The following is a 13689-nucleotide window of genomic DNA, read 5'->3' on the forward strand; positions in this document are numbered from 1 at the left end:
GTGGGCAATCCGGGCGACCACGATAAGGGAGTGCCCTTAAGGGCAACCGTGGTCCTCAGGGCGTCAGCATCGACCTGCTGCGCCCGGTAGTTATGCGTCACGAGAGCGATGTCATAGGCTGCGCTATCGCCAGCGCTTTACGTGATCGACGAGTGCCCGAAGTTTCGGAGCGAGATTGCGCCGGCTGGGGTAATAAAGAAAAAAGCCGGCAAACGGTGGGCAATACTCCTGAAGGAGAGGGACCAATTGACCGGATTCGACATAGGGCTTGAAGGTGTCTTCCATCCCGAAGGTGATGCCGCCGCCAGCACATGCTGTTCTGATCATGAGCCACATGTCGTTGGTGGTGATCTGGGGGCCGACAGACACGTCAAACTCACGCCCATGCTGGCCGAATTCCCATCGGTAGGGCGCACTTTGTGGCGCTGGACGCCAGCCGATACACCGATGGGCAGAGAGTTCTGACGGATGTTCGGGCTTGCCGAAACGATCAATATAGGACGGCGCAGCGAAAGCGCCCTGGCGCTGGTCGCCTGAGACCGGAACGGCAATCATGTCCTGATCGATGACTTCGCCTAAACGTACCCCCGCATCATAACCTTCCGCGACAATGTCGAATTCCTCGTCCGTGACGGTCACGTCGACCTGAACGGCGGGAAATGTCTCCGCGAAACGCGCGATAAGCGGCCCTGAGATGAACTGCTCGGCGATGGATGACACTGCCAGCCTTAACAGTCCGCTCGGTGCGCTGTCGCGGTCCGCCGTGGCGTCGAGCGCCAGTCCGATTTCGGAAATAGCCGGCGCCACCCGCTGATACAGTCGCTCGCCGGCCTCTGTGAGACTGACACTGCGCGTGGTGCGCTGCACGAGTGCCACTCCCAGCCGATCTTCGAGACGCCGGATGGTCTGGCTGACGGCGGGCCTCGTGACGCCCAAATTCGCCGCGGCCACGCGAAAGTTCCGCGCTTCGGCGACTGCCAGGAAGACAGAGATGCCATTCAGATCGATCGCCATTGGTTAGAACCAGTTACCATAGTGGTCATCATTGGGCAAGTTGTTCGCTCTCTTTGGCGCGTCTAGCTTGGATCTCCCAGAGCAACTGATGATTGGCACTGCCGCGGTCAAACGCCGAGACTGACCTGGGAAACGACGTGAGGCCTGTCGACCGGGCACTGACCTTCGTTGCCCTTCGACCGAACCTATCAAACCCTCTGCAACAGGAAAGGACCGATACCATGACCATTTTCCGGACATTCCACCGGGTCGGCGGCCAGAGCCGAGCAGCTCTGGTCACAGTGGCAGTGCTGTCGCTCGGCCTGCCGGGCGCGGCTATTGCCAACACCGCGGGAACGCAGGTGCAGTCCGCGGACAGTGCCGCAATCGAGCAACGGAACAAGGCTGTCGTCGAGGCCGCCTTCGAAAAATGGCGCGGGGGCACTTATGTCTTCGCGGAACTTCTCGCTCCCGATGTCGTCTGGACGATCCATGGTTCCGGCCCGGTCGCCGGCACCTATCGCAACCAAAAGGATTTCATCGAACAGGCATCGCGTCCCCTGACCAGCCGGCTCGCGACCCCGATCGCGCCGGAGGTGCACAACATCTTCGGCGACGGCGACACGGTCATCATCCGCTTCGACGGAACAGCGACCACGACGTCGGGCGCACCTTATCGCAACCAGTTCGTCTGGATACTCAAGATGAAGAACGGCCTCGTAGTCAACGCGGAGGCCTTTCTGGACCTCGTTGCCTATCAGCAGGTCGTCGACAACAACGCTCCACGGTCCGAGTGACCGACGCCTGCGGTTCGGCAGCCCAGGACGTCTGCCGACCGATAGCCGCGCATCCGCGCGCCACCGCTTCCAAACCGAGAACAGCAACACTCAATGGAGCCAGACAATGCGACAGCCACTTGCAGCACTCATCACATCCGCCACCCTTTCGATCCAACCCGTAGAAGCACAGGAGAACAATTTGCAGCCGAACCACCCATACGTCGGCATGTGGGTCACCGACGACAACCGTGTTCGCCACGAACTTCTGCCGAACGGACGCTATGTCGAGGCCCGCGGCCAGCGCGAGCGAGCCTATGAGGGCCGCTATGGAGTCGACGGGACGCATATCGAGTATTGGGACGACACGGGTTTACTGCGGACGGCGATTTCGTCGATGCCAATACCTTGCATCATGGCGGGATGATCTTACGTCGAAAGCCAGCCTCGCCGTGACCGACCTCGGGCATTCGTGATGCGCAAACAGCTCAAGCGGTGGGTGTCGCTGATCCTCATCTAACGGGGCCGGATGCCGTTCACCGTCGCCCCTTCAGCGCGACCTATCCACCTCCCGGAGGAGATCGATGAAGGCCCGTAGCGGAGACGGCACATGCCGGCTGCGCGAATAATAAAGGGCCAGGCCTGGCGTTGGCGGGCACCACTCGTCAAGGACGGTCACGAGCTGGCCGGACTCCAGAAACGGCCAGGCGAAATATTCCGGCACATAGGCGATACCGCGCCCGTCTGCCGCCGCTTGCACCAGAAGATCACTGTCATCGAGAGTGAGATTGCCGGGCACGTCGATCGCGACTTCAGCGCCGCGTCTGGAAAACTCCCAGCGATAGCGCTTTCCGCTCGGCAGGCGCTGGCGGATACAGCAATGCGCATTCAGGTCGTCTGGTGTGTTCGGCCTTGCTCTGCCGTCGAGATAGGACGGCGCCGCCACGGCGATAAAACGGACGTCGCCACCGAACTTCACCGCGATCATGTCTTTCGGGACGGCTTCCAGCAGACGTACCCCCGCGTCAAAACCTTGTTCCACGATATCGACGAGCCGGCCTTCCGACACCAGATCAAGCTCGACGTCGGGATAAAGATCGAGAAAGCGCGGCACAACGTCTGCAAGGAGAATGCGCGCGCCGCTCTTGTTTGCATTGATCCGCAGGGAACCGCTGGGGGTACCGCGTTCTTCCGAGAGAGTATCGAGTGCCTGATCGAGATCCTGAAGGACGGGATCGAGCCGCGCGAGCAGGCGCTCACCGGCCTGAGTCAGCGACACGCTGCGCGTCGTCCGGTTGAAGAGCCGGACGGCCAGTTTTCCCTCCAGGCCTATGATCGTGTGGCTGAGGGCGGAGCGCGAGACCCCCACGACGTCGGCCGCCCTACGAAAGCTTTGGTGATTGGCGACTGCCGCAAAGGCGGCAAGATCGTTCAAACTCGGGCGCGCCATTCGTGATTTATCCTCACCACATCATCTCAAATTGAATATCTTATAGCACCAATGTCACTGTTCTACATCTGGGGGACGAATAGACGAGGAGTTCACATGCCAAAGACTTGGTTCATTACCGGCGCTTCATCGGGGCTTGGTCTCGAGATGACGCAACAATTGCTTACACGGGGCCACAAGGTGGTCGCAACGATCCGCCGCGCTGAGGCACTAGCGCAACTCAAGCACGGTTACGGCGAACGCCTCGACGTCGTTCCGCTCGATCTGGTCATGCCAGAGAGTATCCGCTCGGCAGTCGAAGGCGCATTCGAACGTCACGGCCGAATAGACGTGGTTGTCAGCAACGCGGGCTATGGTCTGTTCGGTGCGGCGGAAGAGCTCACGAATGAGGCGATCGACAGGCAGATCGCCACCAACCTTACCGGATCGATCCATCTGATCCGTGCAGCGTTGCCTCTTCTTCGAAAGCAAGGCGGCGGGCGAATTGTCCAGGTCTCGTCCGAAGGGGGGCAGATTGCCTATCCGGGCTTCAGCCTCTATCACGCGACCAAGTGGGGCATCGAAGGCTTCGTCGAAGCGGTGGCGCAGGAAGTGGCTCCCTTCGGCATCGACTTCATTATCGCCGAGCCGGGACCGACAGGCACGAATTTCGGGGTCAATCTTGTCCACGCGACACCAATGGATGCCTATGATGAAACCCCTGCCGGCGCCGTGCGCCGTGCGCTTACTGACGGCAGCTTCGAGATCAGAGGAGATGCGGCGCGCACCGTGGCGGCAATCATATCAGCCACTGAGAGCCCAACGCCGCCACTGCGGCTGACGCTGGGCAGTACGGCCTATTTCTCTATCTCACGGGCGCTTTCCGCGCGCCTGGATGCTCTTGAGGCGCAGCGGGAAGTGGCGAATTCCGCCGACAGGCAGGATCTGTGAACCCACTGGCGGCTGGAAACACAGGCCGCATGAATCGGAAGGAAACAACATGTCCATTCGACCTATAATATTGGCTCTCACCCTTGGTATATCGTCTTCTGCCCTCGCGCAGACCGCCGCAGAAAATCAGGTCGTCGGCACGTGGCGGATGATGTCGGCGACGATCGATCCCGGCGGCAAGAATATCTCCGCCTATGGAGAGCAACCCAATGGTCTTCTCGTCTTCACGCCCGACATGCATTTTGTTGAAGTCTTGACCGACGCCGACGTCCCGCGGTTTGCTTCCAATGCTCGCGGTGAGGGAACGGACGATGAAAATCGCATGGCCATGGCACGCAGCATCGGGTTTTTCGGGACCTACACCGTCGATGAGAGGGGCGAGTTCAGCGGCAACCGCGTCGAAGGAGCGACATTTCCAAACTGGGTTGGCAGCGTGCGAACGCGTGATGACCTGACGCTCGAAGTGAAAGGTGACCGCATGACCGAACAGTTCCGCAGGCCGGAAGGCACTGCAATCAGGATCGAGTGGCAGCGCGTCAAATGAGGCACAGGAGCATCCGCGCAGCTATCAATTCCTTATCTGACGCGTGCAGGAACGGCGTCAACCCTGGCCTGCCAGTCGTAGCTCCTCATGTAGTCGAGGAAGGCGCGCATGGCGGCGCTCGGAAGGCGGCGGCTGGGGTAGTATAAAAACCAGTGTGGCAAGGTGGGGCTCCAGTCAGAGAGAAGTTCTACCAGCTTGCCGCTTTGGACATATGGCTTGGCGTAGTCATCGAAGACATGAGCGATTCCTCTACCCGCCAGTGCAGCTTGAAGTTCATTATGCGCAGAACTGACCGTCAGGCGGCCCGTCGGCGTAACTTCGATATCTTCGCCGCCCTCTTGGAACCGCCAGGTAACGAGCGTGCCACCCGGGAAACGACGCCGTACGCAGTCGTGGTCGCCGAGTTCATGCGGCGTCTGCGGCTGTCCGCATCTCCTGAGGTAATCGGGCGAAGCGACGATAGCATAACGAAGCGCCGGTCCAAGCGGCAGCGCAATCATATCCTGGGCCAGTTGCTTGCCAAACCTGACGCCAGCATCGAAACCCTGTTCCACGATATCGATGACGGCCGCATCGCTGATGATCTCGATCTTCACCTCGGGATAGGTGTCCATGAAGTCGAACGCCAGCGGACAGAGAAAATGATCGACGGCCGGCGCCGGCGCGTTAATCCTAAGAGTTCCGGACGGGCTATCCCGCAACTCGTCGACCTCCGCTATGGCGAGCCTGATGTCGCTCAACGCAGGTGCCAGTCGCTCAAGAAGGCGCTGCCCTGCCTCAGTCGGAGAAACGCTCCTCGTTGTGCGATTAAGAAGCCGAATACCCAGAGCCTCCTCCAGAGCGTTCATTGTTTGGCTTAACGCCGATGATGAGATCCCCCGCTCGTGCGCAGCTGCGCGGAAACCGCCACAGCGCACGATTGCAACGAAGACGTCGAAGCTATCCAGCCGAATTGGGTCCATTGTGAAGTTTCTCTAATCAAGCTGATAAACTTACTACAGGTTATCAGAGCAATCACCCCGTGTCATGATCGCGGGAAAGCTCATCTCGTCGGTGTCTGATCACGGAACGAGACGAGGCAGCGCGCACAATGAAGAAGGGAAAACCAATGACTGCGTTCACTCTCAATCGTCGAGCAATCATGCTGTCCGCTGTCGCAGGCGCATCAAGCATGATCCTCCCGAACCTGGGTGGCCCGGGGCGCGCCAACGCCCAGGCCACATCCGCCGTAGCTGGCAATGCGGGTCACTACCGTTTCCGCGTCGGCGAGATCAGCGCGACTGTCTTGAGCGATGGTGTGATTGGTGGCCCGCCCCGCGTCTATGCAAGCAACGCGCCGGAAGCCGAGCTTCAGGAGGTCCTGCGGCAAGCATTTCTGCCGACCGACCACATGACGCTCAATCTCAACACGCTGCTGATCGAGACCGGCGGCCGGCGGATTCTGATCGAGGCTGGCGCGGGCAAGACCATGGGCCCGAATGGCGGGCGCATCTTCGATAACCTCGCGGCGATCGGCCTCAGTCCTTCGGACGTTGACGCGATCGTCATCTCCCACACCCATCCCGACCATGTCGGTAATCTGAGAACCGCAGACGGCAGCAAGGCCTTTCCCCGCGCCACCGTTTTCGTTCCGAAGGCAGACTGGGATTTCTTCGTCGGGACCGATCCGGACCTCTCTTATATGCCGGTCCCGGAGGAATTCCGCCTGCGCTTTGCCGCGAACATCAAAAACAGCCTCCAGCCGTTCATCAGCGATGTCGAGCTCTATGAAGCCGGCGCCGAGATCGTGCCGGGCCTGACGACGATAGTCGCATCCGGCCACACGCCGGGCATGGCCACCTTCCTCGTCCATTCCGGAAACGACCAGTTGCTGCTGACGGCAGACCTTGCCTATCACCCTGTCGTCAATGTCGACAGGCCTTGGCTTCCGGGCCCGGACCGCGACAAGGAGACGGCCCTTTCGTCTCGCAGGCGCATTTTCGACAGGGCGGCCGCCGAGCGCATGCCTGTGCTAGGCTTCCACTATCCATTTCCGGGGCTCGGGCGGATGCTGAAGACCGATGGCGGTTACGCCTGGGTCCCCGCCAGCTGGCAGTTCTGACGATTGAGGAAACAGGAGAGGTCTCATGAACCAGTCAAAGATCAACCGACGTAGCTTTCTTGGCACGTTGGGCGCCACGGCAACGGGACTGGCACTCGCTGCTGGTGCCACGGCGCTAGCCCAGGAAACGAATGCGGTGTCGCCGGCCTCTGAATCAAGCCCGGACGTCGTGACGCGCAGCTTGCCGCGGACCGGCGAAAGGGTTACGGCCCTGGGCCTCGGCACGTTTCTCACCTTCGACCTGAAGCCCGGCGATCGCCGCGACGCTCTGCGCCAGGTCTTCGAACGGTACGTCGCCGCAGGCGGTCGCGTGGTCGACACATCACCGCTCTACGGCTCGGCGGAAGTCAGCGTGGGCCAGTTCATGGGAGAATTTGAACGATCCGACGAGATGTTCCTCGCCAACAAGGTCTGGTCGACGGGAGAATATCTCGGAGACGAAAGTCACGCCGTCGAAAGCTTCCGGCAGTCGCGCATGCGGACATGGCGTGACACGGTCAATCTCATGCAATGCCACAGCATCACCAATGCGCCGGTCGTCATTCCGCTGATGAAGGCATGGAAGAAGGAAGGGCTCATACGCCACGTCGGCGTGACCCATCACGAGTCGGCAGCGCAGGACCAACTCTTGGCAATCGTCCAGCGCGACGATGTCGACTTCATCCAGACGAACTACTCGATCTTCAACCGCGATGCCGAGCGCCGTCTTCTCCCGGCCGCCGCTGACAAGGGCGTCGGCGTCCTGATCAATCTGCCGCTCGAAAAGGCACGGCTGATGAAGGTGGTCGAGGGACACCCGCTCCCCGGCTTTGCGCAGGAGTTCGGAGCCACCAGTTGGGCCCAGTTCTTCCTGAAGTGGGTCATGGCGCATCCCGCGGTCAGCACCGTGCTCTGCGGCACCTCCAACCCCGACCACATGAGTGATAATGTCCAGGCGATGACAGGCCCGCTTCCCGACGAGCGCATGCGTGCCCGCATGGTCGCGCATATGGAAACCATTCCGGGCTTCGGCTCCATCGGCACGATGCCGTGGTACCCCGGCAAAGAAAAGATGTATTCCGGCCTCATCCGGGAAGCACAGGAGAATGCCGCGCAACGCCTGCAGTAAGGCCGCCTCGATTAACCCGCCATCACTCTGGAACATTCACTGGGAGATCCGCCTTGCCTGCCACCAGACGTTCGCTTCTGACGGCCTTTCTGACGCTGCCCCTCATCGACGTGGCGAGAAGCAGGGCGTTTGCGCAGGCCGCTCCCGACCTGCCGCTAACCCTTGCATGTGACGATGAAGACGAACTGACCCTCGAACGGGAAGCAGGTCCCTTCTTCAGGCCGAACTCCCCGCTCGAGCGGGATCTCTACCCCGCTGCGCCCGAGGGCGAGCGAATAACCGCCGCTGGCTTCGTCTTCGACAAACGCTGTCGGCCTCTAGCCGGCAGTCTCGTTGAGATCTGGCATGCCGACGAGAACGGCGACTATGACAGCGTGGGTTTCCGCCTGCGCGGACACCAGTTCACCGACGCCCAAGGGCGCTGGTGGTTCAACACCATCGTGCCCGCGCTTTATCCCGGCCGCACCCGGCATTTCCATTTCAAGGTCCAGCGCCCAGGTGGGCGGGTCCTCACTACTCAGCTCTATTTTCCCGGAGAGGCCAGAAATGCCGGAGATAGGCTGTTCGACGAAGCGCTGCTCCTGGAGATCAAGCAAACTGATGACGGAAAGTTTGGACGGTTCGATTTCGTGATCTGAAGAAGGTACCGTTCTCGATTGAGCAATGCGGCCGAAGAGCCCACGATAGCTGGGGCTTACTATCGACCACCCATGTCAGGCGCTGCGTTCAGCCGTCGTCGAACCATGCAGGCGATCGCGCTAGTAAAACTCAACCTGACCAAGCCTTACCGTGTCGCATCCACGGGTACCGGATCGCCCTCTGGCGCGGGCTGGGGAGCATCGGCAGGCTTGCCGTCTTCGTCTTCCAACCCGAGTTGTTGAAGAATTACCTCTTTGATTTGTTGTTCGATCGCCTCTCGATCCTTCTCGTTCATCGCAGCCAGCTTGTCTTCATTAAGCTCACGGTCTTTCAGAAAGAAGTAGCGGATACGTTCCGCTGGCGTCATCTTAGATACCTTCAGGAACTCGTCACCTGCGTCGGGCCGCTCATCCTTGTTAAGCGCGATGCGGTGTGGCTTTTGGTCCAACACAACGCCGTTGCTCTCCATCGACCAGAGGGCGTCCGCGAGCTTCGAACTATGCCGCGAATCAAGAGAGACGGTGGGGACGTTCCCACTCGTTTTTCCTTCATGCGATTCCCGGACTGTGTCTTGTCCCGGTGAGCGGGAGGATGACTGTAACAGCAGAGGGACCCTTGAGTTACCTGAAACAAGCATTTGATTGATTCCTTTGGATGTTCTGCTCTCTGGCTATCGCACTGGTGGCTTGCTCTGGGCTGATCGGGGCTTCAAATAAGGTCATGGAATGTGCATGCACGTTGGTTACAACAGCTGCGCAGCGTGGTTTCGCTGTGTCGTCCTCTTCAAGGGCGAAGGATCACCCGCCCGAGTACCGAGTTGTTCTCAGCATAGGCATGCGCGTCCGCCACATTTGCAAGAGAGAACGTACGATCGATAAGCACCTCAAGTTCACCTGCTGCGGCTCTCTTCAACATGTGGGCGACGGATGCGTGAACGTCTGGCTTGTCGAGCTCCGTTCCCATGAAAACACCGATCAGAGTCTGGTTTGCTTGCAAAGCTGGCCACAGATCGACTTCAAGAGATGAACGTCCGGCATTTCCGACAAAGACGAGGCGTCCCCCCGCCCGCAACACTGAGAGCGAGGTCCGTAAAGTCGAGCCTATAGGATCAATGACGAGGTCAACCCCCCGATTATCGGTAAGGTGCATAAGCGAATCGTGGACGTTGGTCAGACGATGGTCAATCGCATGGGTCAGGCCGAGATCCTTCAATTTTGCGATCCGCTCTGCTCCGGAAACGGTTGAGATGACCTCTGCCCCGTTCCGGCTCGCCAGTTGAATAGCAGCCGCACCCACGCCGCCCGCGCCGCCTTGAACGAACACAGTTTCGCCTTCGGCTAAATGTCCGCGTGGGAACAGACAATGGTGAGCAGTACCGAAGGAGATGGGCAATGCGGCCGCGGCATCCACGCCCAAACCGTCAGGTATGACCCAGGTTCTGTTCGATGCGACCCCGCGCAGCGCCGCATGCGACCCGTGCATGTCGAACGACGTAACTTTCTGTCCGATGAAGCGATCACGCACATCAGAGCCGACAGCGATGACCTCGCCTGCGGCCGCGTATCCGACGATCCCGCCTGGATCAGGCGGAGGCGAGGAGGCCCGATTGATGAGATCTCCACCCTCGACGGAGATTGCCTCGACCTTGATCAAGACACCGTCCGTCGGGCAGGTTGGATCTGGAACGTCTATGTAGCGCAGGACGTCAGGAGCGCCGGGTGATTGGTAAACCGCGGCCTTCATTGGCTTTCCTTGTTAACTGTATTGCGCGGGGAATCACGTGATCAGCCGACCCACTGAACGCCATCTTTAACGACTTTGGCCGGTTGCCGGCGACCATAGCTCCAGACCCGAAGAAGTTTTTTACATGACGTTGCCACGGGACGGGTCTGAAAAACCATGCCTAAACTCCCAAAAAAATTGCCTAATGTTCTACAGAAGCCTAGCCCGCACGCTCCAATCGTTTGGAAATTTGTGCGCGAAAGAACAGAGCAGAAGCTCGCGATGGCCTTAGCTGGCCCGCCGTTGACGATGCCAGCTCGAAGTGGGATCGCCGGGGCAAGGAATGACTGATACACGCGTATCGTCCTAGCAGTGACCAAGAACCGCGCCGGGTGCCGTCGAAAAGGGGCCGGAAGCTACTTTTTCCTCCGACCCTGTGTCTTCCTGCTAACCAGATCAGGCGTTGAACCCGGCGTCCACGTTGAGAACCGCGCCCGTTATCAAACTTGCGGCGGGACCAGCCAGGAAAGCGACCGCACTCGCAATTTCGCGGGGCTCGCCAAACCGTCCGAGCGATGTGAGGCTCCGCTGATAGTCAGCATTCTCTCCATTGGCCGGGTTCATTTCAGTGTCTGTGGAACCAGGAAGTACAAGATTGACGGTGATACCTTGAGGCCCGAGTTCGCGCGAAAGTCCACGCGTGAACGACAGGAGCGCCGATTTCGACATAGCGTACGCCGTCACACCCGGGAAAGGCACACGTTCTGCCAATGAGGAGCCGATAGAGATGATCCGGCCGCCCGATGAGAGATGCGGGATGGCTGCCTGTGCAAAAAGGACGGGCGCGCGAACGTTCACATCAAGCATGGCCTGCAGGTCGGCAAGGGCTAGAGCCGCGGTCATGCCTGCGGTTCCGATGCCTGCGCTGTTGACCAGAATATCGAGCCCGCCAAGCGTCTCGACCGTCTGACTGACGGCGCGACGGATGGCGTCCGGGTCAGCACTGTCGGCCTGAATGGCAAGCCCACGCCGACCTTTCTTCTCGATCGTCTGAACGACTGATGCAGCCCTTTCCACCGAGCGTTGATAGGTGAATGCAACATCTGCACCATTCTCGGCAAGGGCAGTCGCAATCGCAGCCCCTATTCCCCTCGATCCGCCATTCACAAGTGCGCGTCTTCCAGCCAGTTCCATGGTTTTCCTTTTCTGCAGTGATCGATGTAGAAATGGGTAGGACCATTGCAAACTGTCGTCAACTGATTTATGCAGCGGTCGATGCAAAATGATGGTTCGATACCGCCAGCCAGTTCACCCTCGACCCGTCCGGCACGCGGACGGCCGCGGGAGTTCGATCGCGTGGCTGCGCTTGCCGCGGCTACACGGTTGTTCTGGATCAAGGGTTATGAGGCGACCTCGATCGCAGATCTGACGGAAACGATGGGGATCGGAACCAAGAGCCTTTATGCGGCCTTCGGTTCGAAGGATGCGCTCTATGCCGAGGCACTCCGATACTATTACACGACCTACGAGGGATTGGTGTGGACCCGCTTCAGGGCTGCTTCGACAGCGAGAGACGCAGCGCTGGCGTTCCTTCAGGATTCCGCGATTGCGATGACCGGTGGAGATTGCGATCTGCCCCATGGCTGCATGGCGACGCTCGCGACCGTGGGCAGCGAGGGGCATTCCGAATTGGGCGAACTCATGCGAGCGACCCGTGCAGGCGGCTTTGAACTCCTCAAGGCGCGCTTCGATAGAGCAAAGAGCGTTGGTGACCTAAAGGCCACGGCAGATACGACCAAACTGGCCAGATTCGTGCAGACAGTCCAAAGCGGGATGGCGATCCGTGCACGGGATGGAGCGGACCGCGCCGAACTGCACGATGTGGCGGAAATTGCGCTTTCCGGCTGGGACAATATCACCGGCAACTGATTAAACCTGCGGGGCAAAGCCCGATCCTATGGCAGTGAGACCAATCAGAACGGTAGCGGGCGTCAAGGCTGCTCGCCTACGCGGAGCGGACGGAGATTTCTGTGAACCGGCTTGGCGAGCAACCGACGGCGCGCGTGAACGAGGTGCTGAAGGCGCTCGCCGACTTGTACCCAATCGAAAAGGCGATCTCCTCGATCCTCACCGTTCCTGACTTTAGCGCCTCCTTGGCCAAGGCCATGCGCCACCGCAACAGGTAGGTGATCGGACCGATCCCGACGACGGCACGAAAGCGCGTTGCAAAGGCGGACCGCGAGACACCGCAAAGCCTCGCCAGAGACTCGACCGTCCAGTCCTGCCCGGCATTATTGTGCATGGCCCGAATTGCTTTGGCCGCGACGGGGTCTCGGAGGCCGGCGAGCAGCCCAGGGTTGGTGGGGTCGACCGTTTGGCTCGAAAAGTTCATTGTCGGCATCCTGAGAATTTCGACCAGCGCCAGCTCGACGAGACGGACGATGATGAACTCGCTACCAGGTCCAGGGTCGCGGCCTTCGGATTCCATCAGCGTCAGCAGGTTGTGAAGCCGGTGGAGTTTGGGCGAACGGGAGGGGATCTGAACGATCGGCGGGAGAAGATCCGTCAGTAGATCCTCGTTGGCTGTCGAGAATAGAAATTTGCCCATGTGAAGCGAAATCGGTCTTTCCTGACCGGAGCCCAGCTTCAACCGCCCCTCCTGTTTGGCGGCCACCGCCATGACGCTGTCCAAGGGTTCTACTTCCTGACTTGAGGTCAGCGTAAAGGAAAGCGTTGTCCGCAGCAGCACGAAGTCGCCCTTTTCCAGCGACAGCGGATCGCAACCGGGTCGTATCAGCTGGCAAGTGCCGTCTTCTATCCAGAAAAACAACAGGTCTCCCAGCGCTGGAAAGCTGAGGCCCCAGTCACCGGCGGCATCGATGCCGCGACCCAGAAGCGCAGCACGCGGCCGCAGCAGTCGGATAAGATCGAGGAAGGGATCCATTTTAGGGTTTCAGATAAAGTATTCTGGGGTTTCCATTATGGAGCGTGCCGTGGCAACAGCATAATTTTCCGGGCGATTGAACGAGGCTGAAGCCCCTATCACGGAGAATTATCATGATCAAAGTCACCGCCGCAGATATTGATCGCTTTCTTGCCGAAGATGACGAGCAGCCCATCGTGATGCTCAACTTGCTTCGGTTCAAGGCAGACGGGGGGCGCCAGCGCTACTTGGACTATCTCGCCATGGCCGGCCCGATCGTAAGCCGGTATGGCGCGGAAATCATCTTAGCTGGCGATGGCGCGACCGCGCTCTGCGCCGAACCCGGTCAATCCTGGGACGCGGTGGCGCTGGTACGCTACCCACGACGGACAGCCTTCGTCGAGATGATCGCCGACCCTGCCTATGCCGTTGCCGACCCGATCCGGATGTCGGCCCTGGAGGAGGCGGTACTGCAGCCAATCCGCACAATGACTCGATGAAGA

15 protein-coding genes and 1 pseudogene are annotated in these 13689 nt (G+C 59.8%); 9 read left to right on the plus strand and 7 right to left on the minus strand.

The features are described 5' to 3' along the window. Positions 1 to 123: 123 nt before the first annotated feature. Positions 124 to 1014 carry a LysR family transcriptional regulator gene (locus tag ACZ9EJ_RS24605; RefSeq protein ID WP_046642011.1) on the minus strand — a complete coding sequence of 297 codons (891 nt, stop codon included), beginning with the start codon at positions 1012 to 1014 and terminating at the stop codon, positions 124 to 126. Positions 1015 to 1235: 221 nt separating this feature from the next. Here ACZ9EJ_RS24605 and ACZ9EJ_RS24610 point away from each other — a divergent pair, with 221 nt between their 5' ends. Both ACZ9EJ_RS24610 and ACZ9EJ_RS24615 read left to right on the plus strand, forming a co-directional pair. Further along, complete coding sequence (locus tag ACZ9EJ_RS24610; RefSeq protein ID WP_080955838.1) at positions 1236 to 1790, plus strand: nuclear transport factor 2 family protein; 555 nt, start codon at positions 1236 to 1238, stop codon at positions 1788 to 1790. A gap of 106 nt (positions 1791 to 1896) precedes the next feature. Next, positions 1897 to 2225: pseudogene (locus tag ACZ9EJ_RS24615) on the plus strand (Atu4866 domain-containing protein). A 94-nt stretch (positions 2226 to 2319) separates the two neighbouring features. Here ACZ9EJ_RS24615 and ACZ9EJ_RS24620 read toward each other — a convergent pair. Next, a complete protein-coding gene (locus ACZ9EJ_RS24620; RefSeq protein WP_046642012.1) occupies positions 2320 to 3219 on the minus strand; it encodes a LysR family transcriptional regulator in 900 nt (299 codons plus the stop codon). Positions 3220 to 3315: 96 nt separating this feature from the next. Here ACZ9EJ_RS24620 and ACZ9EJ_RS24625 point away from each other — a divergent pair, with 96 nt between their 5' ends. Both ACZ9EJ_RS24625 and ACZ9EJ_RS24630 read left to right on the plus strand, forming a co-directional pair. Continuing rightward, complete coding sequence (locus ACZ9EJ_RS24625) at positions 3316 to 4149, plus strand: SDR family oxidoreductase (protein WP_046642013.1); 834 nt, start codon at positions 3316 to 3318, stop codon at positions 4147 to 4149. A 49-nt stretch (positions 4150 to 4198) separates the two neighbouring features. After that, entirely contained in the window at positions 4199 to 4693 is a 495-nt protein-coding gene (locus ACZ9EJ_RS24630) for a lipocalin-like domain-containing protein (RefSeq protein WP_046642014.1), read from the plus strand. 32 nt (positions 4694 to 4725) lie between these two features. Here ACZ9EJ_RS24630 and ACZ9EJ_RS24635 read toward each other — a convergent pair whose 3' ends face one another. After that, positions 4726 to 5655, minus strand: coding sequence for a LysR family transcriptional regulator (locus ACZ9EJ_RS24635; RefSeq protein WP_046642015.1), 930 nt, complete (start codon positions 5653 to 5655; stop codon positions 4726 to 4728). Positions 5656 to 5801: 146 nt separating this feature from the next. Here ACZ9EJ_RS24635 and ACZ9EJ_RS24640 point away from each other — a divergent pair, with 146 nt between their 5' ends. From ACZ9EJ_RS24640 to ACZ9EJ_RS24650, 3 genes are read left to right on the plus strand one after another with little or no spacing between them, the layout of a single operon-like run. Next, the gene (locus ACZ9EJ_RS24640) at positions 5802 to 6794 is read left to right on the plus strand and encodes an MBL fold metallo-hydrolase (RefSeq protein ID WP_046642016.1); all 993 of its coding nucleotides are present in this window, start codon (positions 5802 to 5804) and stop codon (positions 6792 to 6794) included. A gap of 25 nt (positions 6795 to 6819) precedes the next feature. Further along, positions 6820 to 7902: an aldo/keto reductase gene (locus ACZ9EJ_RS24645; protein WP_046642017.1), complete on the plus strand. Its 1083-nt coding sequence runs from the start codon at positions 6820 to 6822 to the stop codon at positions 7900 to 7902. A gap of 53 nt (positions 7903 to 7955) precedes the next feature. Continuing rightward, positions 7956 to 8540: a dioxygenase family protein gene (locus ACZ9EJ_RS24650; RefSeq protein WP_046642018.1), complete on the plus strand. Its 585-nt coding sequence runs from the start codon at positions 7956 to 7958 to the stop codon at positions 8538 to 8540. Between the two features lie 146 nt (positions 8541 to 8686). Here the strand turns inward: ACZ9EJ_RS24650 and ACZ9EJ_RS24655 are convergent, their stop codons facing one another. From ACZ9EJ_RS24655 to ACZ9EJ_RS24665, 3 genes are all read right to left on the minus strand, one after another. Further along, positions 8687 to 9010, minus strand: coding sequence for a hypothetical protein (locus ACZ9EJ_RS24655; protein ID WP_052764698.1), 324 nt, complete (start codon positions 9008 to 9010; stop codon positions 8687 to 8689). Positions 9011 to 9324: 314 nt separating this feature from the next. Beyond that, entirely contained in the window at positions 9325 to 10284 is a 960-nt protein-coding gene (locus tag ACZ9EJ_RS24660) for a quinone oxidoreductase family protein (RefSeq protein WP_046642019.1), read from the minus strand. 435 nt (positions 10285 to 10719) lie between these two features. Continuing rightward, positions 10720 to 11457 (minus strand): SDR family NAD(P)-dependent oxidoreductase, encoded by a 738-nt coding sequence (locus tag ACZ9EJ_RS24665; protein ID WP_046642020.1) that lies wholly within the window; start codon positions 11455 to 11457, stop codon positions 10720 to 10722. Positions 11458 to 11538: 81 nt separating this feature from the next. Here ACZ9EJ_RS24665 and ACZ9EJ_RS24670 point away from each other — a divergent pair, with 81 nt between their 5' ends. Beyond that, positions 11539 to 12192 carry a TetR/AcrR family transcriptional regulator gene (locus tag ACZ9EJ_RS24670; RefSeq protein ID WP_255743359.1) on the plus strand — a complete coding sequence of 218 codons (654 nt, stop codon included), beginning with the start codon at positions 11539 to 11541 and terminating at the stop codon, positions 12190 to 12192. Between the two features lie 76 nt (positions 12193 to 12268). Here the strand turns inward: ACZ9EJ_RS24670 and ACZ9EJ_RS24675 are convergent, their stop codons facing one another. Continuing rightward, positions 12269 to 13207, minus strand: a complete 939-nt coding sequence (locus tag ACZ9EJ_RS24675) for an AraC family transcriptional regulator (protein WP_046642022.1) — start codon at positions 13205 to 13207, stop codon at positions 12269 to 12271. Positions 13208 to 13320: 113 nt separating this feature from the next. On the opposite strand from ACZ9EJ_RS24675, the gene ACZ9EJ_RS24680 reads away from it, so the two are divergent. Next, on the plus strand, positions 13321 to 13686 hold the full coding sequence (locus ACZ9EJ_RS24680; RefSeq protein WP_255743358.1) for a DUF1330 domain-containing protein: 366 nt from the start codon (positions 13321 to 13323) through the stop codon (positions 13684 to 13686). Positions 13687 to 13689: the final 3 nt, after the last annotated feature.

The sequence above is a fragment of the Neorhizobium sp. USDA 3394 genome, assembly GCF_056280385.1.